General features: G+C 68.5%; 25 protein-coding genes. 20 read left to right on the top strand and 5 right to left on the bottom strand.

Annotated elements, in window-relative coordinates:
* Nucleotides 1-114 precede the first annotated feature (114 nt).
* The gene (locus tag EV645_RS08250) at nucleotides 115-3,042 is read left to right on the top strand and encodes a PIG-L family deacetylase (protein WP_130441339.1); all 2,928 of its coding nucleotides are present in this window, start codon (nucleotides 115-117) and stop codon (nucleotides 3,040-3,042) included.
* Here EV645_RS08250 and EV645_RS08245 read toward each other — a convergent pair.
* Nucleotides 2,991-3,476, bottom strand: a complete 486-nt coding sequence (locus EV645_RS08245) for a hypothetical protein (protein ID WP_130441337.1) — start codon at nucleotides 3,474-3,476, stop codon at nucleotides 2,991-2,993. The genes EV645_RS08250 and EV645_RS08245 overlap by 52 nt on opposite strands.
* A gap of 5 nt (nucleotides 3,477-3,481) precedes the next feature.
* On the bottom strand, nucleotides 3,482-4,258 hold the full coding sequence (locus EV645_RS08240; RefSeq protein WP_242000271.1) for an META domain-containing protein: 777 nt from the start codon (nucleotides 4,256-4,258) through the stop codon (nucleotides 3,482-3,484).
* Between the two features lie 223 nt (nucleotides 4,259-4,481).
* On the opposite strand from EV645_RS08240, the gene EV645_RS08235 reads away from it, so the two are divergent.
* From EV645_RS08235 to EV645_RS08190, 10 genes are all read left to right on the top strand, one after another.
* Nucleotides 4,482-5,699, top strand: coding sequence for a GH12 family glycosyl hydrolase domain-containing protein (locus tag EV645_RS08235; RefSeq protein WP_130441335.1), 1,218 nt, complete (start codon nucleotides 4,482-4,484; stop codon nucleotides 5,697-5,699).
* A gap of 67 nt (nucleotides 5,700-5,766) precedes the next feature.
* Entirely contained in the window at nucleotides 5,767-6,408 is a 642-nt protein-coding gene (locus EV645_RS08230) for an HAD family hydrolase (protein WP_130441333.1), read from the top strand.
* Nucleotides 6,409-6,423: 15 nt separating this feature from the next.
* Nucleotides 6,424-7,602: an alanine racemase gene (gene alr / locus EV645_RS08225; RefSeq protein ID WP_130441331.1), complete on the top strand. Its 1,179-nt coding sequence runs from the start codon at nucleotides 6,424-6,426 to the stop codon at nucleotides 7,600-7,602.
* A gap of 6 nt (nucleotides 7,603-7,608) precedes the next feature.
* Nucleotides 7,609-8,727 (top strand): alpha/beta fold hydrolase, encoded by a 1,119-nt coding sequence (locus tag EV645_RS08220; RefSeq protein ID WP_130441329.1) that lies wholly within the window; start codon nucleotides 7,609-7,611, stop codon nucleotides 8,725-8,727.
* Entirely contained in the window at nucleotides 8,724-9,650 is a 927-nt protein-coding gene (gene tsaE / locus EV645_RS08215; RefSeq protein WP_130441327.1) for a tRNA (adenosine(37)-N6)-threonylcarbamoyltransferase complex ATPase subunit type 1 TsaE, read from the top strand. The genes EV645_RS08220 and tsaE overlap by 4 nt, the downstream gene beginning before the upstream one ends.
* A gap of 1 nt (nucleotide 9,651) precedes the next feature.
* Nucleotides 9,652-10,311: a tRNA (adenosine(37)-N6)-threonylcarbamoyltransferase complex dimerization subunit type 1 TsaB gene (tsaB, locus tag EV645_RS08210; protein WP_130441325.1), complete on the top strand. Its 660-nt coding sequence runs from the start codon at nucleotides 9,652-9,654 to the stop codon at nucleotides 10,309-10,311.
* Nucleotides 10,308-10,757 (top strand): GNAT family N-acetyltransferase, encoded by a 450-nt coding sequence (locus EV645_RS08205; RefSeq protein WP_130441323.1) that lies wholly within the window; start codon nucleotides 10,308-10,310, stop codon nucleotides 10,755-10,757. Before tsaB ends, EV645_RS08205 begins: the two co-directional genes overlap by 4 nt.
* Nucleotides 10,750-11,799, top strand: coding sequence for a tRNA (adenosine(37)-N6)-threonylcarbamoyltransferase complex transferase subunit TsaD (gene tsaD, locus EV645_RS08200; RefSeq protein ID WP_130441321.1), 1,050 nt, complete (start codon nucleotides 10,750-10,752; stop codon nucleotides 11,797-11,799). Before EV645_RS08205 ends, tsaD begins: the two co-directional genes overlap by 8 nt.
* Nucleotides 11,796-12,242, top strand: coding sequence for a GNAT family N-acetyltransferase (locus EV645_RS08195; protein ID WP_130441319.1), 447 nt, complete (start codon nucleotides 11,796-11,798; stop codon nucleotides 12,240-12,242). Before tsaD ends, EV645_RS08195 begins: the two co-directional genes overlap by 4 nt.
* Nucleotides 12,239-12,952: an alpha/beta hydrolase gene (locus EV645_RS08190; RefSeq protein WP_130441317.1), complete on the top strand. Its 714-nt coding sequence runs from the start codon at nucleotides 12,239-12,241 to the stop codon at nucleotides 12,950-12,952. Before EV645_RS08195 ends, EV645_RS08190 begins: the two co-directional genes overlap by 4 nt.
* A 197-nt stretch (nucleotides 12,953-13,149) precedes the next feature.
* On the opposite strand, the gene EV645_RS08185 is transcribed toward EV645_RS08190, so the two are convergent.
* Genes EV645_RS08185 through EV645_RS08175 form a run of 3 tightly spaced genes read right to left on the bottom strand, consistent with a single transcriptional unit; the run spans nucleotide 13,150 to nucleotide 15,695 of the window.
* Nucleotides 13,150-13,947 carry an AraC family transcriptional regulator gene (locus EV645_RS08185; protein WP_130441315.1) on the bottom strand — a complete coding sequence of 266 codons (798 nt, stop codon included), beginning with the start codon at nucleotides 13,945-13,947 and terminating at the stop codon, nucleotides 13,150-13,152.
* Nucleotides 13,937-15,103 (bottom strand): class I SAM-dependent methyltransferase, encoded by a 1,167-nt coding sequence (locus EV645_RS08180; protein WP_130441313.1) that lies wholly within the window; start codon nucleotides 15,101-15,103, stop codon nucleotides 13,937-13,939. Before EV645_RS08180 ends, EV645_RS08185 begins: the two co-directional genes overlap by 11 nt.
* 10 nt (nucleotides 15,104-15,113) lie before the next feature.
* On the bottom strand, nucleotides 15,114-15,695 hold the full coding sequence (locus EV645_RS08175; protein ID WP_242000270.1) for a peptidoglycan-binding domain-containing protein: 582 nt from the start codon (nucleotides 15,693-15,695) through the stop codon (nucleotides 15,114-15,116).
* A 213-nt stretch (nucleotides 15,696-15,908) separates the two neighbouring features.
* Between EV645_RS08175 and groES the strand changes: the two genes are divergently transcribed.
* From groES to EV645_RS08130, 9 genes are all read left to right on the top strand, one after another.
* Nucleotides 15,909-16,205: a co-chaperone GroES gene (gene groES / locus EV645_RS08170; RefSeq protein ID WP_130384566.1), complete on the top strand. Its 297-nt coding sequence runs from the start codon at nucleotides 15,909-15,911 to the stop codon at nucleotides 16,203-16,205.
* Between the two features lie 128 nt (nucleotides 16,206-16,333).
* Nucleotides 16,334-17,953: a chaperonin GroEL gene (groL, locus tag EV645_RS08165; protein ID WP_130441309.1), complete on the top strand. Its 1,620-nt coding sequence runs from the start codon at nucleotides 16,334-16,336 to the stop codon at nucleotides 17,951-17,953.
* Nucleotides 17,954-18,015: 62 nt separating this feature from the next.
* The gene (locus EV645_RS08160) at nucleotides 18,016-18,471 is read left to right on the top strand and encodes a GNAT family N-acetyltransferase (RefSeq protein WP_422386620.1); all 456 of its coding nucleotides are present in this window, start codon (nucleotides 18,016-18,018) and stop codon (nucleotides 18,469-18,471) included.
* A 12-nt stretch (nucleotides 18,472-18,483) separates the two neighbouring features.
* Nucleotides 18,484-19,035, top strand: a complete 552-nt coding sequence (locus tag EV645_RS08155) for a TetR/AcrR family transcriptional regulator (protein WP_130441307.1) — start codon at nucleotides 18,484-18,486, stop codon at nucleotides 19,033-19,035.
* 100 nt (nucleotides 19,036-19,135) lie between these two features.
* Nucleotides 19,136-19,759: an RNA polymerase sigma factor ShbA gene (gene shbA / locus EV645_RS08150; protein WP_130441305.1), complete on the top strand. Its 624-nt coding sequence runs from the start codon at nucleotides 19,136-19,138 to the stop codon at nucleotides 19,757-19,759.
* On the top strand, nucleotides 19,752-21,122 hold the full coding sequence (locus tag EV645_RS08145) for a hypothetical protein (RefSeq protein WP_130441303.1): 1,371 nt from the start codon (nucleotides 19,752-19,754) through the stop codon (nucleotides 21,120-21,122). Before shbA ends, EV645_RS08145 begins: the two co-directional genes overlap by 8 nt.
* 129 nt (nucleotides 21,123-21,251) lie before the next feature.
* On the top strand, nucleotides 21,252-22,763 hold the full coding sequence (gene guaB / locus EV645_RS08140; protein WP_130441301.1) for an IMP dehydrogenase: 1,512 nt from the start codon (nucleotides 21,252-21,254) through the stop codon (nucleotides 22,761-22,763).
* A gap of 29 nt (nucleotides 22,764-22,792) precedes the next feature.
* Nucleotides 22,793-23,899, top strand: coding sequence for a GuaB3 family IMP dehydrogenase-related protein (locus tag EV645_RS08135; protein ID WP_130441299.1), 1,107 nt, complete (start codon nucleotides 22,793-22,795; stop codon nucleotides 23,897-23,899).
* 118 nt (nucleotides 23,900-24,017) lie between these two features.
* Complete coding sequence (locus tag EV645_RS08130) at nucleotides 24,018-24,728, top strand: alpha/beta fold hydrolase (protein ID WP_130441297.1); 711 nt, start codon at nucleotides 24,018-24,020, stop codon at nucleotides 24,726-24,728.
* Nucleotides 24,729-24,767: the final 39 nt, after the last annotated feature.

Here is a 24,767-nt window from a genome sequence, read left to right as displayed (position 1 = left end):
ACGACCTGATCAGGCTGGTCGACGCATGCGGGCGCGCGATTCCTGTTGCGCGGGTGGGTGGGTCGGACGTAGGACTGGGTTTGCTAGTGCCTCCGCCGCCTTTGGAGTGTGCACGTGAAGCGACTTGTGGGGTTTTTGGTTCTGGTTCTACTAGCGGTGCTGCCGGTTCCGGCAGTTGCCTCGGCGCGGCCTTATGTGGCTGATCGCCAGACGAAGATTGATGTGATGGGGGAGTGGGCCCATCCCGATGACGACACGAGCATCATCGGGCCGTGTGGGGTGTGGCATCAGTTGTACGGCGTGAAGTGTGGCGTGATCCAAGTGACCCGCGGTGAGGGTGGTGGGAACGCGGCCGGCAACGAGCTCGGGCCCGATCTCGGCCTGCGCCGGGAGAACGAGGACCGTGTCGCGCACTACCGCTCCGGCACCGTCGACATCTTCAACCTCGACCGGATCGACTTCTTCTACAACCAGAGTGCGCCGTTGACGCAGTACTTCTGGGACGAGCAGGAGACGCTCCGACGGGTCACCCGCGTGATCCGCGAGACGCAACCCGAGATCTACATCGGCTTCACGCCGACGCTGGCCGCCGGTCACGGCAACCACCAGCAGGCCGGCCGCTTGATCTGGGAAGGCGTGCTCGCGGCCGCCGACCCCACCATGTTCCCGGAGCAACTGAAAGGCCCGCACGCGCTCAGCACGTGGCAGGTCAAGAAGGTCTTCTCCGGAGGCAGCACGGCAGGGACCGGCGGTACGACGACCGCCGCGAACTGCACCACCGGATTCACCCCGACCGGCGTCGACACCGTGGCCGGCGTGTGGACCGGCTACAACTCGCCGTACACCTGGCCGGCCGGCAACTCGCAGGCGCAGACCGCTGGTACGCCGAAGATCTGGCAGCAGGTGGCCGACGAGGGACGCGCGGCGTACCCGACGCAGAGTCGCGTGATGTACAAGGGCGTCTCCGTCCCGGCATGTCCGCGGTTCGGCATGACGGAGTCGTTTGTACCGTTCCAGCCGAACAGCAGCACCGCGGCCGGACGTGACGACGCGATCCTGTTCGGCGCGAAGAAGCCGGACCCGGGCGGACTCCCGCTCGGCACGCTCGAGTACATCACCTTCAGCCGCTTCTACAACGTCGCCGGCGAGCCGTTCCAGGCGACCGTCCACCTCAAGGCGCCACACGGAAAGCTTGCCAAGGGCAACGTTGCGTTGACGGTGCCGGCCGGCTGGTCGGTCAGCGGTCCGCAGCAGGTGAAGGAGAAGCCGTCCGCCGACCTGACGTTCACCGTGACCCCGGCCGCCAACGCGACGGTCGATCAGAACGCGAAGGTTTCCGCGCTCTACACGACCAAGCACGCGACCGGCTACACCGACAACGTCGTACGCATCGTCGCGGCCGCCGAGGGACGCTTCCAGCGGTGGGGCAACTGGGCCGAGTACGACCAGTGGCTGCAGAACACCGCGCCGCAGGCCAACCGCCTCGGCCGTTCGCAGGCGATCCAGTCGATGGGCATCGGCCAGACGATCGACGTACCGGTCGTCGTCCACAACTGGTCCACGCAGCCGCAGACCGGCGCGGTCTCGCTCGATCTGCCGGCGGACTTCACGATCGACGCGGCGTCCAAGCCGTACGACGTGCAGCCCGGAGCCGACCAGACGGTCACGTTCAAGCTGACCAACACCGACACAACCCTGCCCGCAAACCAGAACGTCAGCATCCCGATCCACACCGCGACCGGCACTGAGACGCTGACTCTTACGCTCGTCCCGACCACCGTCATCCCGCAGGCGACGCCGGTGGTCGACGGCAAGGCCGAGCCGGGTGAGTATCCGGGTCAGACCCTCGACCTCGGCCGCATCTGGCAGGGCGCAGCGACCTGCACCGGCGTCGACGACTGCGGCGTTTCGTCAACAGGGGAAGGCAGTACTGCGAAGGTCAGCTGGTCCGACGACGCGCTGTTCTTCTTCATCCACGTCCGCGACGACTACCAGTCGTACGCCGTGACCCCGGCGGAATGCGTGGGCCACTGGCAGGCCGACTCCGTCGAGATCCTGCTCGACCCGCGCGGCAATGCGTCCGAAGCGCTGAAGGACACGGCGAACACGTTCAAGCTCGGCGTCTTCCCGTTCACCCAGAGCGGCGGACCGTGCTGGGAACGCGACGCGGACAACCATCAGGGCTACTCGAGCGGCGCCCTCGACACAGGCAACGCACCGGGCGTCCAGGTCGCGTCGACCGCGCAGTGGGTCGGTAGCAACGAGACGACCGTGCCGCACGCGTACGCCGGTGGCGGGTACGACCTCGAGGTGAAGATCCCGCTCGCAGACCTCCCGGCGGCCGTCGACCCGTCACGGCTCGGTCTGAACATCACGCCGTACGACAACGACGACACGTCAGCACCCGGTACGACGACGTTGCGCCACATCGACATGAGCACGCGGCTGGCATGGTCGGCGCTCGGGTCCGTGCAGTCCGACCCGTACCGCTGGGGTCTGGCGACGCTCCCGGGCTACACCCCGCCGTCCGATCGCTCGACCACACCGACGCCGCCGAACGTCTCGAACCCGAACCTCAACGGCGCGCTGTCGCCGCAGACGATCGCGCAGTCCGCACGTAACGGCGTGCCGATCTCCGGCCGCGTCCCGACCGACGACCTCAAGATCCTGTCGAGCAAGGTCCGCCCGACCGGAGTCGACCTGGTCACCTCGTCCAAGGGCACAGGCACCGCAAGGGCCTTCCTGACCAGCGGACAACTAGCAGCGATCCCGGTCTGGACGACCTCCTGCACCACCGACCCGCCACCGGACTACGGCTTCACCCCGTGCGCCATCACTGACGGCGCTACCCCGCCGTGGTCCCCCAACATGAGCGGCCACCTGGTCAACCAGGCGACGCAAGCCATCACCCGCGGCGTCCAGCACTGGACAATCCCGCTGACGGCCGCTCAACGCGCCCAGTTGAAGGACCAGGGCCACCTGCTCGTCTCCTACGAAACGACGCGAAACGAGGTCCAGGCCTTCGATATCCGGATCGCGTAGTCGGCTGCCTTTCGGACCTGCTCGTCCGGGTGCTCCACGGCCCGGGCGAGCAGGGCTGAGGTGGCAGGCCGGGGCGGCATCCCACCTGTTGCCATCAGCAAGGAAACGAGGGCGTAGGGATCCTCGGCCAGCGACTGCTCGAGTTGGGTGCAGAGGAGTTGCTCGGTCCACGTGCGGGTGTGGCGATCGATGCTGTCGATGATCGCCGACGTGCGCTCGAGCGAGCGGGTGCGGATGAAGAGTGCCTTGGCGCCTACCTCGGCGCACTCGACCTCGATGATTCGTTCGGGACCGGCTGCGTAGACGATGCCGAGGTCGTCGCGGCCGAGGGGCTCGAAGGTGCTGCCGGTCGCGAGGGTTATCGCGAGTAGTAAGTCGTTGTCCAACCGGTCGTCCGGTGCGATCACCAGACCTGTCCAGTGTTCCTCACTCACTTGCCTCAGCGTACCGCCGTGAAGTCCAGGCCGCCGCCGGAGAAGCGCAGCTTCAGTGTCGAGCCGTCGACCTCGTACGTCATTTCGCCCTTCAATCCCTTCAGCAGTTGGGATTCCAGCGCCGCAGGCTCGCCGGCGCAGGCCCGGCGAGTGGTAGCGAGTTCTCCGAAGGTGAGCTTGCCGGTGGACCGCGCGACCGTGCCCTGGAAGTCGTTGCAACCGGTTGAACCGGTAACACGCTCGCCGTTCAAAGTGATCCATGCCTTCTCGGATCCGGCCTGGTGCGAAGCGGCCTCGCCGGTGATCACCGAGGAGAGTGCCCACTTGGTGCCGTCGATGGCGAGGTCGGGCTCGACGATCTCCCGGTCGGTCAGGGAGATCGTCGTACTACCCGCGGTGACGTCGAGTTTGCTGCCGTCCAGCTTCCATGTCGGCTTCGCACTGATGATGCCGGCCAGCCACTGGTCCTGGCCCTGCTGCGGACCGGGGCAACCCATCGCGGTCGATGCCAGCTCGCCGTTGAGCGTGAGCTTGCCGTCCTTGGTCGACACCGTCGTCTGCATCGAGTTGCAGCCGGCGTCGGCGACCAGCCGGCCGTCGTCGGTGAACTGCAGCCGGACACGCGTTTTCGGCGCGAGCTGCTTCGGCTTCCCGTCCTCGCTGACCGAGGTCGACAGGAACGTCTTGCCGACGGGCGAGGCGCCGGCGCCAGGGTCTGAGTTCTGGCCGCAGCCCGCCAGCAGAAGCACGGTTCCGGCCAGAGCGATCATCCGTTTGTTCACACCCGGAGGACGTCTCCCCGCACGTTCGCGTTGCGTTAAATCGGGACCCAGGGTTGGCAGGCCTGATCACGGTTCGATAACGTCACCGCCGTACGCGAGAGCGAATAGCACGACAAGGCCGGACAAACCGGCCCCTCTGGGGATTCAATCGAACAGTTGTAGGGCCGCGCTGGAGTTCTGGGGCAACAGCGCGACCCGTCGAGCACACTAAGGAACTCTTCGCATGCCCCCCACCCGAACTGCCCGGAGTCGCAAGCTCGTCCCGGCGGTGGTCCTCGCAGTCGGCGCGCTCGTGGCCGCGCCGATCGTCGTACATGCGGCCAAGGACTCACCGGTCTCGACTGCGAACGCAGCGGACAGCACGGTAACTGCCCTCCCGAACGTCGGACGCGTCGAAACCTGCGTCATCGACGCGTACTCCGGCTGCACCGTCCTGCACGGTTTCAGCCAGAAGCCCGTCGCGATCACCGCGACCGCTTCCGGACCCGCGATGGTGTCGATCGACCCGAGCCGCACCACCGACAAGAGCTACCGGCTGCGCGCCGTGCGGTACGACGGCAACAAGTACCGCGCCGGCACCAAGCTGACGTACACGGTTCACTACGACTTCGCCGCCGTACCGGCCCAGCCGACCACGCCGACGCCGACCTCCACGTCGACGCCGACGAAGCCGCCGGCGACGACCACTCCCACGGCGACGCCGACGCACACCACGTCGACCCCGACCAAGCCCCCGACCACGTCGACCCCTCCGACGTCCCCGCCGACCACGACGACCCCCACGTCGACCGGCAGCCCGAGCGCGACCTGCACCAAGCCGTCGTTCGTCACCACCTCGACGAACAACCAGGGTGACGGCCGGACGTTCGGTGCCTACTACGTCCACAACAACATGTGGAACAACGACAACGGCACCTACACGCTGAGCGCCTGCAACTACAACAACTGGTTCCTCGACGTGACCCAGCCGCTGCCCGGCGACAAGGGTGTTCAGGCGTACCCGAACGTGCACAAGGACTACAACGACGTACCGCTGTCGAAGATCCAGTCGGCCAAGTTCGCGGCGACCACGCCGGCCAACTGCTCCGCCTGCATCTACAACGTCGCGTTCGACGCCTGGATCGGCGACGGTCTGAACAACGAGCTGATGATCTGGACCGACAACCAGAAGCAGGTCCCGGCCGGCCGCAAGATGGGCACCGTGACGTTCGGCGGGTTCACCTACGACGTCTGGCACGAGGACGGCTACACGGCGTACGTGTCCCAGGTGACGCAGAAGTCGGGCACGATGCCGCTGGCGAGCTTCTTCAACGACATGCAGACCCGTGGCTGGGCCCCGAAGGCCACCACCTGGCAGGTCGACTACGGCGTCGAGGTCGTCTCCACCGGTAACACCAAGCAGCGCTTCAACTTCACCGACTTCTCCATCCAGGAGAACTGACCCCCGGATAGCTCTCGCGTACCCCGGCGGCCACTGCACTTCGCAGTGGCCGCTTAGGGTTTCCGGTGTGATCGGACTCGTGATTTTCGACAACGACGGCGTGCTGGTGGACTCCGAACGGCTGGCCAACACGATCTTGGCCGAGCTGCTGACCGAGGCCGGGCTGCCGTACACCTTCGAGGAAACCGTGCGGGACTTCATGGGCGGCTCGATGGCCTCGATGCGGCAGAAGACCGAGGCGCAGTTGGGGCACCCGCTGCCGGCGGACCTCGAGGACCGGTACCACCAGCGGCTCTTCGAGGGATTCGCCCAGCTCCAGGCGATCGAGGGCGTTGAGGCTGTCCTCGATCACCTGGACGCCCGCGGCGTCACCTACTGCCTGGCCTCCTCCGGCACCCATCAGCGGATCCGTACGGCGTTGACCGCGGTCGGGTTCCTGCACCGGTTCGAGGGGCGGATCTTCAGCGCCGAGGACGTTGCGCACGGCAAGCCCGCGCCGGATCTGTTCCTGCATGCGGCCGGTTCGATGGGTGTGAAGCCGGCCGAATGCCTCGTGATCGAGGACAGCCCGCTGGGTGTCTCGGCGGCCGTCGCGGCCGGTATGAAGGTGTTCGGATACGCAGGCATGACGGACAGGGCGAAACTTTCCGATGCGGATACGGTTTTCCACAACATGGCGGCCCTCGCCGACCTGATCGACGCCGCCTGAGACACTGGACCAACCATGTCTACTCCTCAGTCACGTCCGGTCCGCGCTGAGGCGGTCGTCGATCTCGCTGCGATCCGCCACAACGTGACCACGTTGCGTGCCCGTGCTGAGGGCGCGCAGGTGATGACCGTGGTCAAGGCCGACGGCTACGGGCACGGGATGGTGCAGGTCGCCCGTGCTGCCCGCGAGGCCGGTGCGGGCTGGATCGGTGCCGCGGTGCTCGAGGAGGCACTCGCGCTGCGCGAGGCCGGTGACACCGGACCGATCTTCTGCTGGCTGACCACGCCGGGCGAGCCGCTGACCGACGCGATCGACGCCGGCATCGACCTGTCCGCGGGGGCTCCGTGGGAGATCGACGAGCTGGCGGCGGGCGTCACGGACCGGCCCGCCCGCGTGCACCTCAAGATCGACACGGGCATGTCGCGCGGTGGCGCCGTACCCGAGGAGTGGCCGGCGTTGATCCGGGCCGCGGTGCGCGAGCAGGCGGCCGGGCGGATCGAGGTCAAGGGGATCTGGTCGCATCTGGCGTCGTCCGACGAGCCGAAGAGCCCGGTGAACGAGTCCCAGCTGGCGACGTTCACCGAGGCGGTCGAGGTCGCGGAGTCGTTCGGCATCGACGCCGAGTTCAAGCACCTGGCGAACTCGGGTGCGACGCTCGCGCTGCCGGAGACGCATTTCAACCTGGTCCGGCCGGGCGTCGCGACGTACGGCCTGTCGCCGTTCGGGCATGCGCTGCCGTCGTCCGAGCTCGGGCTGAGGCCGGCAATGACGTTGAAGGCGCGGCTCGCGATGGTCAAGCGCGTGCCGGCCGGTGCGGGTGTCTCGTACGGCCTGACCTGGACCGCGCCGCGTCCGTCGACGCTCGGCCTGATCCCGCTCGGGTACGGCGACGGTCTGCCGCGGCACGCGTCGAACGGGGCTCCGGTCCAGGCGGGCGGCCGGCGCCGTACTGTCGTCGGCCGGATCTGTATGGATCAGTGCGTGGTCAACCTCGAGGACGACGAGGCCGCCGCGGGCGACGAGGTCGTGCTGTTCGGTCCGGGTACGTCGGGCGAGCCGACGGCGGACGACTGGGCCGACGCGGCCGGCACCATCAACTACGAGATCGTCACCCGCCTGGGCGCAAGGATCCCGCGCAGGTACGTCGACAGCGCTGAATTCCTTCCCCGCCCCACCGCCCCAGCCGAAAGGTAGACCAGCATGTCCAAAGCAGGGCGGACTGCTGGTCTGATCGGGGCCGCGGTCGGTGTGCTCGCTGCCGGCGCCGCGGCCGGAGTCGCGGTCGAGCGCACAGTCATCGGCCGGCGATCGGGTCAGCGCAAGCAACTCGAGGCGGAGCCGTTCGGCTCGCAACGAGGTACGGCGCACATTTTCACCGCTGACGACGGCGTCGAGCTGTACGTCGAAGTGGACGAGCTGAAGCGATCCCGGCGACCTGCTCCGCCGCCCAAGCGCCGACTCGGCCGGAAGCTACCGCTGCCGCCCGAGGACCTGACCGTGATCTTCGCGCACGGCTACGGGCTGAACATGGACGCCTGGCACTTCGAGCGCCGCGACCTGGCCGGCATCGGCACGATGGTGTTCTACGACCAGCGTTCGCACGGCCGGTCCGGGCGGTCGCCGAAGTCGCACGTCAGCATCGACCAGCTCGGTATGGACCTGTACGGAATCATCGAGCGGTTCGCGCCGACCGGGCCGGTGATCCTGATCGGTCACTCGATGGGCGGCATGACGATCATGGCGCTGGCCGAGCAGCACCCGGAGCTCTTCGGCGACCGGGTGATCGGCGTCGGCCTGTGCTCGACCAGCGCGGGCGGGCTGGACGGCGTACCGATCGTTTTCCCGGGCAAGCTCGGCATGCTCGCGCGGTCCCTCGCGACGCCGACGGTCGCCGCACTGGCGCGGATCCCCGATGTGGTCGAGCGCAGCCGGAAGGCCGGCTCGGACATCAGCTACCTGCTGACCCGGAAGTACTCGTTCGGCTCCGAGGTGCCGCCGGCGTTCACCGAGTTCGTCAACGAGATGATCGCGGCCACGCCGATCGAGGTGATCGCGGAGTTCTACCCGATCTTCGCGCTGCACGACAAGTTCGACTCCCTCGAGCCGCTGCAGAAGGTCGAGTGCGTGGTGATCGGCGGCGACAAGGATCAGCTGACGCCGTTCGCGCACGCCGAGGAGATCGTCCGGCGGGTGCCCGGCGCCGAGCTCGTCGAGGTGAAGAACTGCGGCCACCTGGGCCTGATCGAGCACCACCGTGAATTCACCGCAGCCCTCCTTGGGATGATCGAACGAGCCGAACAATCCTTAGGACACGTATGACCGACCTGCACGTCGTCGACGCAACAGCCGAGCACGTCGACGACATCGTGACCGTGATCCACCACGCCTTCTCTGCACGCCGGGTGCTCGACCCGCCGTCGACGGCGCTGTCCGAGAACGCGACCACCGTTGCCGCGGCCGTTGCCGAGCACGGCGGGTTGCTGGTGCTGATCGACGGCGCCCCGGTGGGCGCGATGCTGTTCGAGCAGACCGGCGACGTCCTCAACCTGCGACGCGTCTCCGTCGACCCGCGCAGCCAGGCCCGCGGCGTCGCCTCGGCGATGGTCGGCTGCGCCGAGGAGGTCGCCGTACGCCGTGGGCTCAGCCGGGTGAACCTGATCGCGCGCGTCGAGCTGCCGGACACCGTGGAGTTCTGGCGGCGCCGTGGGTACTCCGTGGTCGACCAGCAAGCGCAGAACCTGATCTATGCGAAGGCTCTGCCCATCGAGCTGACTGTTCCGACGGCCGAGGACATGCAGGCGATCGCCGAAGAACTGGCCGGTCAGCTCCGGGCAGGCGACCTGCTCGTACTGTCCGGCGATCTGGGAGCGGGCAAGACGACGTTCACCCAGGGACTCGGTGCCGGACTGAAGGTGCGGGGCGCTGTGACGTCGCCGACCTTCGTGATCTCGCGGGTGCATCCCTCGTTGTCGGGCGGGCCGGCTTTGGTGCACGTCGACGCTTACCGGCTCGGTGGATTCGCCGAGCTGGACGACCTTGATCTGGACGCGAGTCTGGAGGATGCGGTCACGGTGGTCGAATGGGGCCACGGCATCGCCGAGTCGTTGGCGCAGGACCGCATCGAGATCGTGATCACCCGCGGCGACGACGACACCGACGAGACGCGAGCGCTGCGGATCACGGCGGTGGGTTCGCGCTGGGCGGCGTCCGGCGTACGGGTGTCTGTACTGGAGAAGAACTGACATGTTGCTTGCCTTTGACACCTCGAGCGCCGCGGTCACGGTCGCGCTGGCCACCCCGACGGGCGAGATCGTTGCCTCGTCGACAACCGTGGACGCGCTGCGCCATGGAGAGTTGCTTGCGCCCGCGATCGCAGCGGCGCTGGAATCCGCGGGCGCGACGCCGCGCGACCTGACTGGCATTGCAGTCGGCGTCGGTCCTGGTCCGTTCACGGGGTTGCGGGTCGGCCTGGTGACTGCGCGGACGATGGGTGAGGCGCTGGGCATCGAGGTCTCCGGCGTCTGCAGCCTGGACATCCTCGCGCGGCAGTCGTCGCTGACCCTGCCTGTCGCGGTTGCGACGGACGCGCGGCGCAAGGAGATCTACTGGGCGCTGTACGACGGCCCGGCCGCGGACGGCAGCCGTCGTCGGCTGGAAGGACCCGCGGTCGACAAGCCGGCCGAGGTCGCGCATGTGCTGTCCGGTCTGCCGGTGATCGGTCGCGGAGCAGCGCTGTACGCCGACGTGCTGGGCGTGGCGGATGCCGACGTTGCGGAGTACCCGTCGGCCGAGGTGCTCGCGACGGGCGTGGCGACTCGGACGCTCGAGGTTGTGGCTCCGGATCCGCTGTACCTGCGCCGGCCGGACGTGACGATGTCTGCCGGGCCCAAGAGCGTGCTGTGAGACCTGCGATCAGAGCGGCTCGTGCGGACGATCAACCCGCGCTGGTCGCGTTGGACGAGCTCTGCTTCGGGCCGCAGGCCTGGAGTACGGTCGGCTGGTCGGACGAGTTCGAGCGGTTGTCCGAGGACCGGGTGATCCTGGTCGCGGACGAAGGCGCTGTCGTCGGGTACGTCGTACTGCTGCTGCCGCCGGTGGTCGAGGACGTGGTCGAGGTACTGCGGATCGCGGTGGCCCCGGACGAGCGGCGGACCGGGATCGGCGGCCAGCTGATGACGGCGGCCCTGGACCGCTGTGCGGGCCGGACGGTTCTACTAGAAGTTGCCTTGAGCAATGAATCGGCGCGGGGCCTGTACGCGGGCTTCGGGTTCGAGGAGATCAGCCGGCGGCGTGGGTACTACGGTGACGGCGAGGATGCGGTGATCATGCGGTGGAGGATCGATGAGTGAGCCCCTGATCCTGGGGATCGAGACGTCGTGCGACGAGACCGGCGTCGGGATCGTGCGCGGGCAGACGCTGCTCGCCGACGCGATCGCGTCGAGTGTCGAGGAGCACGCCCGGTTCGGCGGCGTCGTACCGGAGGTGGCCAGTCGCGCGCATCTCGAGGCGATGGTGCCGACGATCCGGCGTGCGTGCGAGACGGCCGGCATCAAGCCGACCGACGTCGACGCGGTCGCCGTGACCAGCGGGCCCGGGCTCGCCGGCGCGCTGTTGGTCGGAGTCGCCGCCGCCAAGGGTTTGGCGCTGTCGCTCGGCAAGCCGCTGTACGGCGTGAACCACCTGGCGGCCCACGTCGCCGTCGACACGTTGGAGCACGGTGATCTGCCGAAGGGCTGCGTCGCGATGCTGGTGTCCGGTGGGCACTCGTCGCTGCTGTCGGTCGAGGACATCACCGACGGCGTCGTGCCGATGGGCAGCACGATCGACGACGCAGCGGGTGAGGCGTTCGACAAGGTCGCGCGCGTACTCGGGCTGCCGTTCCCCGGTGGCCCGTACATCGACAAAGCGGCGCGGGACGGCGGCGACCGGTTGTACGTGACCTTCCCGCGCGGGCTGACATCGCAGCGCGATCTCGAGCGGCACCGGTTCGACTTCTCGTTCTCCGGGTTGAAGACCGCGGTCGCGCGCTGGGTCGAGGCGCGGCGGCGGGACGGTGAGGACGTGCCGGTGAACCATGTCGCGGCGGCCTTCCAGGAGGCGGTCTGCGACGTACTCACCCGCAAGGCGATCGACGCGTGCAAGGACCGCGGCTTCGAGCACCTGCTGATCGGCGGCGGCGTCGCGGCGAACTCGCGGCTCCGGGTGATGGCCGAGGAGCGCGCCTCCGCGGCAGGTATCGCCGTACGGGTGCCGCGACCGGGGCTGTGCACCGACAACGGTGCGATGGTCGCCGCGCTGGGCTCGGAGCTGGTCCGGGCCGGGAAGGCGCCGTCGCCGCTGGATCTTCCGGCTGACTCGTCGATGCCGATCACGGAGGTGCTGAACAAGTGAGATGGACCGGGGCGGACGGCTTCGAGGCGGACGACGACGCGGAGCGCATCGACGCGGGCGTGGTGCAAGGCTTCCTGAGTACGTCGTACTGGGCGGCCGGGATCCCGCGCGACATCGTGGAGAAGGCGATCGCGGGCTCCCTCAACCTCGGGGTGTACGACGCGGACGGAGCGATGGTCGCGTACGCGCGAATGGTGACCGACCGGGCCACGTTCGCGTGGCTGGCCGATGTGTTCGTCCTGGAGTCGCACCGTGGACACGGTCTGGGACGGTTCGTCGTTTCGACCTTGCTCGACCATCCGGAGCTGAAGGGCCTGCGGCAGGTGCTGCTGGCGACTGCCGACGCGCACGAGCTTTACCGTTCGTACGGCTTCACCGAGACGCAGCCGGGGCGGATGATGGCCATCCGGCAGGATCCGACCGAGCTGTACACGCAGCCGTGAGGTCTCCGGGTGTCGATCTCGTCCGGCACCCGGCAGGGGCGACTGATCTGGTGTTGCTCGCGCATGGCGGGCAGGAACATTCACACGCCGATCCGCACCTGTGGCGGCCCGCGCTGCTGCGGATGTGGCCCTTCGCGTCGGTCGCGAGCTCGGCCGCACCGGACGCCGGTGTGGGGTTGTTGAGGTATCGCTTCCGGGGATGGAACGACGGCGGTGACGCTGCCGTTGATCTGCGGACCGTCCTGGACGAGCTGCCGCCGGTGATCTCGAAGGTGTTTCTGATCGGGCATTCCATGGGTGGGCGTGCGGTTGTCGCTGCCGGCGATCATCCGCGGGTCGGGGGTGTGCTCGCACTGGCCCCGTGGTTGCCTGCCGGCGAACCGCTCGTCGCGCTGAGGGCGCCCGTCACGTTCGTGCACGGCACTGACGACACGATCACCGATCCGGCCGGCACGACGGCGTACGCCCGGAGACTACGGGCGGCTGGGGTGGCGGTGACGACGTATTCGCTCGCGGGTGAAGGGCATGCGATGCTGCGGCGCCCGAAGGACTGGGATCGCCTGGTGGCCGACTTCGTCAGGCAGACGCCGGGTGGCGGTGGCAGCGAGCAGTTGCCGGAGGTCGGCGCCCAGGTGGCGTCGGCGATCGGCGGCATTGCGCTGGCGCGGCTCCGGTTGCCGGTGAAGGAACGCTTCCGCGTGGCGGGATAGCTCGCACCGAGCGTGGTGGCAGAGGCCCGGGGGTAACGCGCACCGCTTGCTCCCCAGGCGAACGGTCAGCGGCCAACCGGTTCTCATGCCAGCCTCCCGCACCCAGGTGAATCACGGTTGAACGCGCTGTAGCAGTTAGTGGCGGGCCTCCGGGTGAGTACAGCAGCAGCAGACGCAGCACCTCGCCCGCCGGCTTGTCACCCGGAGACCCGCTCGCGAGATCGATCATATGTTCGAATATGCGTCGAACGCAAGTGGCGTCCCGGAGTTGTTCCGACGACGGCGGCGAACGCCGCGATGAAACCGCTCGGGTTCGCCCAGCCGCAGGCATGCGCGACGTACGTCGTGTCGTGGCCGTCGGCGAGCAGCACGAGGGCGTGGTAGATCCGCAGCTGCGTGCGCCATTCGTAGTACGTCATGCCGAGTTCGTCGCGGAACAGGCGGCTGAGGGTGCGGGCGCCTGCGCCGGCCTTGCGTCCCAGCTCGGCCAGTGAGGTGTTGTCCGCCGGGTTCTCGCGGAGGTGCTGGGCGATCGTGCGCAGGCGATCGTCGCGTGGCTCCGGGAGCTGGAGTGGCTGCTCGGTCGCTTCGTGGAGCTCGTCGACGAGGACTCGCTGGAGGCGGGCACGAGCGGCGTCGTCAAGCTGACGGCTGGTGAGGGCGAGCAGTATTTCGCGGGCCAGGCCGGAGGCCAGGAATACGGCAGGGCGGTCCGGGATGTGCCGGGCGAGCGCGGCGGACAGGAACACGATCCGCATGTCGGTCTCGCCGTGCGCGCGGTGCTGGTGTGTGAACCCGGCCGGCGTCCACGCGACTCGGTTGGCGGGGACGATCGACGTACCCCGCTCGGTGTGCACGGACAGTACGCCGCGGGCGGCGTACACCAGATGCCCTTCCTCGTGCGTCTGCACGGAGCTCGTGCCGCCGGAGGCCCACTCGTGCGCGCCGGCAGAAGGAAAGAGCTCTGAACGGAGTGGTTGGGTGTCATCGGCCATAGCGGTCGACCAGTCTGTGGCAGGAGTAGGCGACCGCGTCCCGGCCGATGCGCGTGATGATCAGCGTCGCCGACGCCGAGCCCTTCGGGGCGAGCTTCTTCCGCAGTTGGGCTGGGTCCAGGTCCACGCCGCGCTTCTTGATCTCCAGCGTCCCGATGTCCTGGCTACGAACCCACGAGCGCAGCGCCTTCTCCTTGTAGGGCAGCTCTTCAACCACCTCGTACGCCGAAGCGAGCGGAGTCGCGACGTACTCCGCTGCGGTGACGTAAGCGATGCGTGGATCCAGCAGCCAGCCGTCCACTGCTGCGGCGACCGCAGTGACCAGGCCGGCTCGTACAACCGCACCATCGGGCTCGTAGATGTACTGACCGACCGGACCGACCTCCGCCTCCGGTGCGTCCGAGACAGTGGCCTCGCTGGGCAGGAGCGTCGCGCGGCGCGGCGTACCCCCGTAGAGCTGGCCGGACCACAGGGCGGCCTCTTTCACCTCGCCGGAGTCGCTGATCCACTCCGCCTCCACACCAGCGGGGATCGCGTCGTGCGGGATGCCGGGCGCTACCTTCACGCAGGCAGTGCGCTGCAGCAGCTCAAGTACGAACGTCCACGGCGGCGAGTAGGCGTTGTGGTCGAACACTCGTCGACCATCCGCGCGCCGGGCCGGGTCTGCGAACACCACGTCGTACGGCGTGAGGTCGGTCGACTCGGCTTCACCTACTAGTACTTCACCGGCCAGGCCGAGGGCGGCCAGGTTGGCGCGGGCTGTAGCTGCAGTCTCGGGGTCACGCTCGACACCTGTTACCCGGAGTCCGGCGCGTGCGGCGCTGATGAGGTCACCGCCGATCCCGCACCCCAGGTCGACCACGCTGGCGCCCGGCATGGCGGCTGCGAGGCGTACGGCGCGATGGGTGCCGACCGTGGTCCGCGTCGCCTGCTCGAGGCCGTCCGGGGTGAAGAACATCCGTGAAGCGTCTGCACCGAACTTGGCGACCGCCCGGTGCCGCAGTGCGGCTTGCGTGACAGCAGTAGTCACCAGCGTCGCGTCGTACCGGCGCCGGAGCTTCTCGACCAACTGGAGCTCACGCCCAGGCTTGTACTCCGCACACGCCGCCGCGAGCACGTCCGCGCCCGGCCCGTCGAGCAACGCCGTGACTGTCACCCGCGCAACTCTAGAGGGGGCTGGAACAGCTCCTGCTCCAGCTTCGCGTTGCCATCGAGTAGAGCCGCCAGTTCATCGCCGAGCGGGTCTTGGGGCCGTAGATGCCGTCCACGACCAGGTGGTGCTTGCGCTGGACCGTCTTGATCACCGCGCGGGTATTACTGCCATAAATGCCGTCGACGGCGAGCTTGGTGCCGTAGCAGAAGTTCAGGTTGCGCTGGAGGACCCGGATGGCGGTGTCCGGGTCGCCGTACCGGTTGGAGCCGCGGTACGGGTCGTCGCCGTACATGAGGTTGCAGGTGGTGCTGGTGCTGGCGTAGATCGACGGCATCGGGATGCCCCAGCTGCGGTTGACCGGGACGAGCCGGGCGGACCGGCACTGCGGTAGGGCAGCGGCCGCCTTCAGCTCGGCGGCGGTGGCGTCGTGGGAGACGTTCTGGTCGGTCGAAGGCTTCGGCGCCGGAGCGGCCGCGGGTGCAGCGGCCGCCGGTGACTCGTGCTTCGACGCGTTGGCGGCCACGGCTCCGACCGCGACCGCGGCGACAGCGGCCAGGAGTGCGATCGTCCGGCCGGACAGCTTGGGCAGAGCCATGACCACATTCTGTACCCGCATGGTCACCGGGTCCTACGTCTCAGCCTGAGAATCCTTTGGCACTCGAGTTGACCGAGTGCTAATCGCGGCCTAGATTCGGTGTTGGCACTCTCGATGCGAGGGTGCCAGCGGTCCGGCCCTTGACCCCCGCGACGGCAGGGGAGCGCGACCACCATGAACGCAGCCAAGCAAATCGACCGTGGAGGTCAGCAAGTGTCGGTCACGATCAAGCCGCTCGAGGACCGCGTCCTCGTCGCGCCGCTCGAAGCCGAGCAGACCACGAAGTCCGGCCTGGTGATCCCGGACACCGCCAAGGAGAAGCCGCAGGAGGGCGAGATCCTCGCCGTCGGCCCCGGCCGGATCGACGACAACGGCAACCGCGTCCCGCTGGACGTCGCCGTCGGCGACAAGGTCATCTACTCCAAGTACGGCGGCACCGAGGTCAAGTACGACGGCCAGGACTACCTGATCCTGGGCGCCCGCGACATCCTCGCAGTCGTCAGCAAGTGACGACCGCTCGCTGTTCCTGACCGACACCGCCCTGGTGCCCCACTGGCGCCGGGGCGGAGTCGGTGCTGGACCGGCGATGGTTCGAGCCTGCAACGATTTAGCGATTTCAGAGAGGGACTGGATTTTTCATGCCGAAGATCCTCGAGTTCGACGAGAACGCCCGGCGCGCGCTTGAGCGCGGCGTCGACAAGCTCGCGAACACGGTGAAGGTGACGCTGGGCCCGAAGGGCCGCTACGTCGTCCTGGACAAGAAGTGGGGCGCCCCGACCATCACCAACGACGGTGTCACCGTCGCCCGTGAGGTCGAGCTGGACGACCCGTTCGAGAACCTTGGTGCGCAGCTGGCCAAGGAGGTCGCCACCAAGACCAACGACATCGCCGGTGACGGCACCACCACCGCGACGGTGCTGGCGCAGGCACTGGTGCACGAGGGCCTGCGGGCGGTCGCCGCCGGCGTCAACCCGATGGGCCTCAAGCGCGGTATCGAGGCGGCCGTCGAGGCCGTGTCCGCGCGGCTGATCGAGACCGCGCGGCCGGTCGACGACAAGGGCGACATGGCCCACGTCGCCACCATCTCCGCCCGCGACGGCGAGATCGGTGCGCTGATCGCGGACGCGTTCGACAAGGTCGGCAAGGACGGTGTGATCACCGTCGAGGAGTCGAACACCTTCGGGACCGAACTCGAGTTCACCGAGGGCATGCAGTTCGACAAGGGCTACATCTCGCCGTACTTCATCACCGACGCCGAGGCCGGCGAAGCGGTGCTGGAGGACCCGTACATCCTGATCCACCAGGGCAAGATCTCCGCGATCGCGGACCTGCTGCCGCTGCTGGAGAAGGTCGTGCAGTCCGGCAAGACGCTGCTGATCATCGCCGAGGACGTCGAGGCCGAGGCACTGTCCACCCTCGTGGTGAACAAGATCCGCGGCAACTTCACCTCGGTCGCCGTCAAGGCGCCGGGCTTCGGTGACCGCCGCAAGGCGATGCTGGAGGACCTGGCCGCGCTCACCGGCGCGCAGGTCGTGGCCCCGGAGGTCGGCCTCAAGCTCGACCAGGTCGGTCTGGAGGTGCTCGGTACGGCGCGCCGCATCGTGGTCACCAAGGACAACACGACCGTCGTCGAGGGTGCCGGCAAGGCCGACGACATCGAGGGCCGGGTCAACCAGATCAAGTCCGAGATCGAGCGCACCGACTCCGACTGGGACCGCGAGAAGCTGCAGGAGCGGCTGGCCAAGCTGGCCGGCGGTGTCTGCGTGATCAAGGTCGGCGCGGCCACCGAGGTCGAGCTCAAGGAGAAGAAGCACCGGATCGAGGACGCGGTGTCCGCGACCCGGGCCGCGATCGAAGAGGGCATCGTCGCCGGCGGCGGCTCCGCTCTCGTGCACGCCGCCGCGGTGCTGGACAACGGCCTGGACCTGGAGGGCGACGAGCTCGCCGGCGTCCGGATCGTCCGCAAGGCGATCGTCGAGCCGCTGCGCTGGATCGCCGAGAACGGTGGCTACGAGGGCTACGTCGTGACCGCCAAGGTCGCCGACCTGGAGGTCGGCAGCGGCTTCAACGCGGCCACCGGCGAGTACGGCGACCTGCTGGCCCAGGGCGTGCTGGACCCAGTCAAGGTGACCCGGTCCGCGCTCGCCAACGCCGGCTCGATCGCCGCGCTGTTGCTGACCACCGAGACGCTGGTGGTCGACAAGCCCGAGGAAGAGGAGCCCGCGGCGGCCGGTCACGGCCACGGCCACGGTCACTGATTCCTCGCAGTTCGCGTAGTACACAGCACCGCCCGGCAGGTCACCTGCTGGGCGGTGCTTGTATGTGGCCTGTGCTGATTCGAGAGCGTCGTGACGAAGACCTTGCCGTCTGCGTGCAGCTGCTGCGCGACGTACACCAACAAGCGGGGTACCCGATCAACTGGCCCGCTGACCCGGCCCGGTGGTTGACACCGGAATCCGCTCTCGGGTGCTGGGTGGCGACCGTCGACGACCGCGTTGTCGGGCACGTGGTGCTGACTGCGGTGCGTGATCACGCTGAGGTGGAGCGCCTCTTCGTCGACCCGCAGGCGACCGGCCGGGGGATCGGCCGCCAGTTGCTCGACCACTGTGTGACCGCAGCCGCCGGCCTCGGACGGCCGCTCTCGCTCGAGGTGGTCGACAACCGCGGCGCCGCCGTACACCTCTATCGACGGGCAGGCTGGCTGGAGACCGGCCGTACGCCGATCGACTGGGGCGGAGAGCACGCCTCTGAGCTCATCCGCTTCGCCGCACCGTGAGATGTTCTAACTATGGGTGGTCCACGGGAGCGGTATCGCGCTCAGGTGCGTGACGAGGTGAAGCAGCACGCCTGGACGCAGATCGCCGAGGCCGGCGTCTCCGCCCTGTCCCTGAATGCGATCGCCAAACAGATGGGGGTCAGCGGGCCGGCTCTCTACCGGTACTTCGCCAGTCGCGACGAGCTCATCGCCGCGCTGATCCGCGACGCGTACCGCAGCCTCGCCGACACGGTCAGATCGGCGTACGACGGTGGCGCGGACGTGATCGGACTTGCGCGGATGATCCGCGCATGGGCGCTCGCCGACCCGCAGCGGTACCTGCTGATCTACGGGACGCCCGTACCCGGCTATCACCCGCCCGACGACACCACCGCGATCTCCGACGAGCTCATGACGGTGCTGATCGAGGCCACCGGCGGATCGGACCGAGCAGTCTCGTTCTGGACCCGGTTACACGGTGTACTGTCGCTCGAACTGGCGGGTCATTTCGCCGGGATGGAGATCGATACGGCCGGGCTGGTCGACAGCGAGATCGGCGAACTCATCAGTAGTGACAGATCGTGATCAAGTGGCCGGTGGTGACCACGAATTGCCACTAGGCAAGAAGAGTTGAGCGCCGTACCATCTTTCAGGCTGAACCGGTCTGAACACGAGGGGGCGAGGGGTGACCGAGGTACGAGTACCTGACACCCACGACCGGGTCGAGCTTAGGGATCTTGCCGCGCTGGCCGGCGACGGGGACCGAACAGCTCTCAACGACCTGCTCACCAGAGTGCGCGCTGTGGCGCACCGATACGTACGGTCCCGTCTGTGGACCTATCCCGGCGGCGCCGACATGGTCGACGACGTCGCACAAGAGGTTTGTGTCGCAGTATTCGGCGCGCTGGGCCGGTACCGTGACGAGGGGAGGCCTTTCGAGGCTTTCGTCTACGGCATCGCGGCCCGCAAGGTCGCCGATGCCCAGCGTGCGTTCGCGGTGGCCGACGTTTCGACGCCGGACCTGCCAGACGGCGCGGACGAGTCACCGACACCGGAGGAGCGCGCGGTTCGGCAGTCCGAGGTCCAGCACATCATGGGCCTGCTGGACAAGCTGCCGGAGAAACTGCGCGAGATCCTGCGCCTTCGGGTCGTTGCGGGGATGTCAGCCGAGGAGACCGGCCGGGCACTGGGGATGACACCGGGGGCGGTGAGGGTCGCACAGCATCGGGCGTTGAACACGCTCAGGGGGTATGTGGGGCATGAAGCACAGCTGGAACGAGGAAGAGCAGGGGAGGGGCATCATGGCTGACCGTTTCGACTTGGACGCGATCGAGGCTGATGACGCACTGCTCGATCTTCTGGCCGCCGGCGGGGAGTCCGCCCGTGCGGCGGGCGAGCACGACCTGGCCGTCGCGCTGCTGGCCGATCTGCGGCTGGCGGTAGAGGTCGAGGACGAGCTCCCGGTGGAGACCATCGACGATCCGGAGAGCTTCCTGGCGCGCTGCGCCGCGCTCAACCCGATCACCGACCCGTTCGCCCGCAAGATGGCGACGCGCGGTCTGGCGCTCGGAGTTGCCGCGGTCGCCGCCTTGTCGGTCTCCGGGGTGGCAGCGGCGGTCAACGGTGACCCGCTCTCGCCGTACGAGAAGGTCATCGAGAAGATGGTCGACGCGGTCCGCCCGCAGACCAGCTTCCCGAAGGAAGACCTCGACGGTCTGCCGGTGATGGACAAGACCAAGATCGTCAAGGTCGGCAAGGACTACAAGAAGCAGGCCCAGGCCGAGCACGCCGCCCAGGCGACCGGCAAGGTCGGCTCGCTCTCCGCTCTCGACCCGAACTCGATGGAGATCAGGACGACGCCGTCGGCGGTCGTGCCGGAGAAGCCGTCCGCGGTCCTGGAGAAGCCGACGATCCCGGTGCCGGCGGGGATCAAGACGGACGACCCGGACAACGTCAACAAGCCGACCGACACGAAGACGGATCCGCCGACGGACACCACCGGCGACGGCACGGACGGTACGACGACCACGCCGACGCCGCCTCCGTCCACACCGACGGATACGCCGACCAGTACGCCGACGGACCCGCCGTCGACGCCGACCGACACCACCACGACGACCCCGCCGAGCGTCGACACCGGCACGGGCGACAACACGGCGTCCGGCGACCCGACGGGTACGCCGACCACCACGCCGACCGGCGACACGGGCCAGACCGATGGCTCCGGGGCGGACGGGACCGGTGCGAGCGACACCAGCGGTTCGGACACGAGCACGCCGGGTGACGATCAGAAGCCGAGCGACGAGGTCACCCAGATCCCGGACATCCCGCAGGCCGTGTCGGACGCGCTCGAGAAGGTCCTGCCGGTGCTGCCGACCCCGACCGGTGGGCCGATCACGATCGAGAGCGCGCAGCAGTTCTTCGGCGACTCGCAGGTGGCAGGCAAGCCGCCGACGGTGAAGAAGACCGCGTCGGCCAAGAAGGCGACGGGGAAGCACTCGAGCGGGAAGACCACCACGGGCTCGGTCCGCAAGGCCTACCCGAAGGGCAAGCACTCCACCGGTGCGTACCCCGAGGGCAAGCACGCGGCGATCGAGCGGACCCACGGATCCACCGCCGACGCCGACGTCCTGGCGATCCTGCAGGTCGTCAACGCGCCGGTCAACAAGTAACCGACCACCCGCTCCGCCCGCCGCTCGTCAGCGGCGGGCGGAGTGCTGTGGACGGCCGATTCGGGGGTCCGTGGGCGCGCGGATAGGATGGGGCTCCGTACTCGCCGTGTAAAGGTGCTCGTTTTACCCATGGACATCACACCCGCTGGAGTTCCCGACAAGTTCGCCGTCCTCGGCCTCACCTTCGACGACGTCTTGCTGCAGCCGAACGAGTCCGACGTCATCCCCTCCGAGGCGGTCACCCGGTCCCGGGTCAGCCGCAACGTCTGGGTGAACATCCCGCTGATGTCGAGCGCGATGGACACCGTCACCGAGGCCCGGATGGCGATCGCGATGGCCCGCCAGGGCGGCCTCGGCGTCCTTCACCGCAATCTCTCGATCGAGGACCAGTCCCAGCAGGTCGACCTGGTCAAGCGCTCCGAGTCCGGCATGATCGCCCAGCCGATCACGATCGGCCCGGATGCCAGCATCGGCGAGGCCGACGCGCTCTGCGCGCAGTACCGGATCTCCGGCGTGCCTGTCGTGGACGACGCCGGCGTGCTGGTCGGCATCGTGACCAACCGTGACATGCGCTTCGAGAACGACCTGTCCCGCCCGGTGCGCGAGGTGATGACCAAGCAACCGCTGATCACCGGCAAGCAGGGCATCTCGGCCGACGACGCGATGGCGCTGCTGCACAAGCACAAGGTCGAGAAGCTGCCGCTGGTCGACGAGGCCGGCAAGCTGACCGGCCTGATCACGCTGAAGGACTTCGTCAAGCGGGACAAGTTCCCGCTGTCCACCAAGGACGCCAGCGGCCGGCTGATGGTCGCCGCCGCGATCGGCTTCTTCGGCGAGGCCTACAAGCGGGCCATGTCCCTGGTCGAGGCCGGTGTCGACGTGCTCGTCGTGGACACCGCGCACGGTCACTCCCAGGCGCAGCTCGAGATCATCCGCAAGCTCAAGGCCGACCCGGCGACCCGCGGCGTGGACATCGTCGGCGGCAACGTCGCGACCCGCGTGGGCGCCCAGGCGCTGGTCGACGCGGGCGCGGACGGCGTCAAGGTCGGCGTCGGCCCGGGCTCCATCTGTACGACTCGGGTCGTGTCCGGCGTCGGCGTGCCGCAGGTCACCGCGATCTACGAGGCGTCGCTGGCGTGCAAGCCGGCCGGGGTCCCGGTCATCGGCGACGGCGGCCTGCAGTACTCCGGCGACATCGCCAAGGCGCTCGTCGCCGGCGCGGACACGGTCATGCTGGGCTCGCTGCTGGCCGGCTGCGAGGAGTCGCCGGGCGACCTGGTGTTCATCAACGGCAAGCAGTTCAAGGCGTACCGCGGGATGGGTTCGCTCGGCGCGATGCAGTCCGGCGGCCTGCGCAAGTCGTACTCGAAGGACCGCTACTTCCAGCACGACGGCGGATCGGACGAGAAGCTGATCGCCGAGGGCGTCGAGGGCCAGGTCCCCTACCGGGGTCCGCTGTCGGCGGTCGCGCACCAGCTGATCGGCGGCCTGCGCCAGTCGATGTGGTACACCGGCGCCCGCACGGTCCCGGAGCTCCAGGAGAACGGCCGCTTCGTCCGCATCACCTCCGCCGGCCTCCAGGAGTCCCACCCGCACGACATCCAGATGACGGTAGAGGCCCCGAACTACTCGGGTCGCTGACAAACCGCCTGCAACCCGTTAGGAACCAGATGACCGAGATCGAGATCGGCCGTGCCAAGCGTGGGCGGCAGGCGTACGCGTTCGACGACATCGCGATCGTGCCGTCGCGCCGGACGCGGGACCCCGAGGAGGTCTCGGTCGCCTGGCAGATCGACGCGTACCGGTTCGAGCTGCCGATCCTGGCCGCGCCGATGGACTCGGTGATGTCGCCGGCCACCGCGATCGCGATCGGCAAGGCCGGCGGTCTCGGCGTACTGAACCTCGAAGGTCTCTGGACGCGCTACGAAGACCCGACCAGCCTGCTCGAGGAGATCACCAGCCTCGATCAGAAGCAGGCCACGCACCGGCTGCAGGAGATCTACGCGGCGCCGATCAAGCCCGAGCTGATCTCCCAGCGGGTGCAGGAGATCCGCGACTCGGGCGTGACCGTGGCCGGTGCGCTGTCGCCGCAGCGGACCAAGCAGTTCGCGAAGCACGTCGTGGACGCGGGCGTCGACCTGTTCGTCATCCGCGGTACGACGGTGTCCGCCGAGCACGTGTCCGGGCAGGCAGAGCCGCTCAACCTCAAGCAGTTCATCTACGACCTCGACGTACCGGTGATCGTCGGCGGCTGCGCGACGCACCAGGCTGCGTTGCACCTGATGCGGACCGGTGCGGCCGGCGTGCTCGTCGGCTTCGGCGGCGGCGCGGCGCACACGACTCGCAAGGTGCTCGGTGTTGCCGTGCCGATGGCGAGTGCGGTGGCTGACGTGGCCGCGGCGCGGCGGGACTACATGGACGAGTCCGGCGGCCGGTACGTGCACGTCATCGCGGACGGCTCGGTCGGGCGGTCCGGCGACGTGGCGAAGGCGGTCGCCTGCGGTGCGGACGCGGTGATGGTCGGTTCGCCGCTGGCGAGGGCGAGCGATGCACCCGGTGGCGGGTTCCATTGGGGCGCCGAGGCCTGGCACCAGGACCTGCCGCGCGGCGAGCGGGTCGAGGTCGGCGTCACCGGCACGATGGAGCAGATCCTGTTCGGCCCGTCCTGGGTCCCGGACGGCACGATGAACCTGGTCGGCGCCCTCAAGCGCGCGATGGCGACCACCGGCTACACGGAGCTCAAGGAGTTCCAGCGGGTCGAGGTAGTAGTCGGTTGAGCCTGTATTGAATGCCGCGACTCCGTCGCGGCGGGTCATGTGGCTGTAACTCCCGGTCTTCCCTCGTCGCTCCGGTCGCTTCGCTCCCTCCGCTCCTCAGTCCAGACCGGGAGGCCCCATGACCGGCGTACTGCTCCTGCACGGTTCGAGTGGTGCGCCGGACGTCCAGCGCGCCCGTCTGCTCGAGGCGGAGGGGTACGACGTACTCGCGCCGCGGTGGACCGTCACGCACGAGGTGCCGCTGGAGTCGTTCCCACTCGACGAGTTGGCGGCTCGCAACGACCGGCTGGTCGTGATGGGCAGCTCGTGGGGTGCCGAGGCTGCGCTGCTGCTGGGTGCGCTCGACGAGCGGGTGGACTCGGTCGTCGCGTTCGCCCCGAGCGCTTACGTCTGGGGCCGGGTCCTGGAAGACGGGAGCCAGCGGTCGGCGTGGACCTGGCGGGGCGCGCCGCTGCCGTTCGTGCCGTTCGACCAGGATTGGAAGGCAGACGAGGACCCGCCGAGCTACACCGGTCTGTACCGCCAAAGCCTTCTCGGCGCGGCCGAAGAGACACGGATCCCGGTGGAGCAGATCGGCGAAGTACTGCTGATCGCCGGCGGGGACGACCAGGTGTGGCCGGCTGTGGAGTTCGCGGAGGAGATCGTCCGCCGGCGCGGTGAGCGTCCGACCCGTCTTCTGGTCGGGCCGGAGGCCGGGCATCGGCCGGTGCTGCCGGGGGAGGAGCCGAAGTCGGCCGGCCAGCGGATGGCGCGCGGCGGCACCGAGGCGGCCGATCGCGAGCTCGGCGCGCGCGCCTGGGACGAGATCCGCAATCTGCTCGCAGTGTGAGCGAAATGCTCTGAGTCCCCACAGCTTGGAGGGTTCTGG

Origin of the sequence: Kribbella rubisoli (assembly GCF_004217145.1) — a bacterium.
GTDB classification, from domain to species: domain Bacteria; phylum Actinomycetota; class Actinomycetes; order Propionibacteriales; family Kribbellaceae; genus Kribbella; species Kribbella rubisoli.
This window is presented reverse-complemented; position numbering and strand designations above follow the sequence as displayed.

Excerpts from the sequence above, each read along its gene's own strand:
- EV645_RS08235 (WP_130441335.1), top strand. The coding sequence starts at position 4,482 with ATGCCCCCCACCCGAACTGCCCGGAGTCGCAAGCTCGTCCCGGCGGTG.
- alr (WP_130441331.1), top strand. The coding sequence starts at position 6,424 with ATGTCTACTCCTCAGTCACGTCCGGTCCGCGCTGAGGCGGTCGTCGAT.
- EV645_RS08220 (WP_130441329.1), top strand. The coding sequence starts at position 7,609 with ATGTCCAAAGCAGGGCGGACTGCTGGTCTGATCGGGGCCGCGGTCGGT.
- tsaE (WP_130441327.1), top strand. The coding sequence starts at position 8,724 with ATGACCGACCTGCACGTCGTCGACGCAACAGCCGAGCACGTCGACGAC.
- tsaB (WP_130441325.1), top strand. The coding sequence starts at position 9,652 with ATGTTGCTTGCCTTTGACACCTCGAGCGCCGCGGTCACGGTCGCGCTG.
- tsaD (WP_130441321.1), top strand. The coding sequence starts at position 10,750 with ATGAGTGAGCCCCTGATCCTGGGGATCGAGACGTCGTGCGACGAGACC.
- EV645_RS08185 (WP_130441315.1), bottom strand. The coding sequence starts at position 13,947 with ATGGCCGATGACACCCAACCACTCCGTTCAGAGCTCTTTCCTTCTGCC.
- EV645_RS08175 (WP_242000270.1), bottom strand. The coding sequence starts at position 15,695 with ATGGCTCTGCCCAAGCTGTCCGGCCGGACGATCGCACTCCTGGCCGCT.
- groL (WP_130441309.1), top strand. The coding sequence starts at position 16,334 with ATGCCGAAGATCCTCGAGTTCGACGAGAACGCCCGGCGCGCGCTTGAG.
- EV645_RS08160 (WP_422386620.1), top strand. The coding sequence starts at position 18,016 with ATGTGGCCTGTGCTGATTCGAGAGCGTCGTGACGAAGACCTTGCCGTC.
- EV645_RS08155 (WP_130441307.1), top strand. The coding sequence starts at position 18,484 with ATGGGTGGTCCACGGGAGCGGTATCGCGCTCAGGTGCGTGACGAGGTG.
- EV645_RS08145 (WP_130441303.1), top strand. The coding sequence starts at position 19,752 with ATGGCTGACCGTTTCGACTTGGACGCGATCGAGGCTGATGACGCACTG.
- guaB (WP_130441301.1), top strand. The coding sequence starts at position 21,252 with ATGGACATCACACCCGCTGGAGTTCCCGACAAGTTCGCCGTCCTCGGC.
- EV645_RS08135 (WP_130441299.1), top strand. The coding sequence starts at position 22,793 with ATGACCGAGATCGAGATCGGCCGTGCCAAGCGTGGGCGGCAGGCGTAC.
- EV645_RS08130 (WP_130441297.1), top strand. The coding sequence starts at position 24,018 with ATGACCGGCGTACTGCTCCTGCACGGTTCGAGTGGTGCGCCGGACGTC.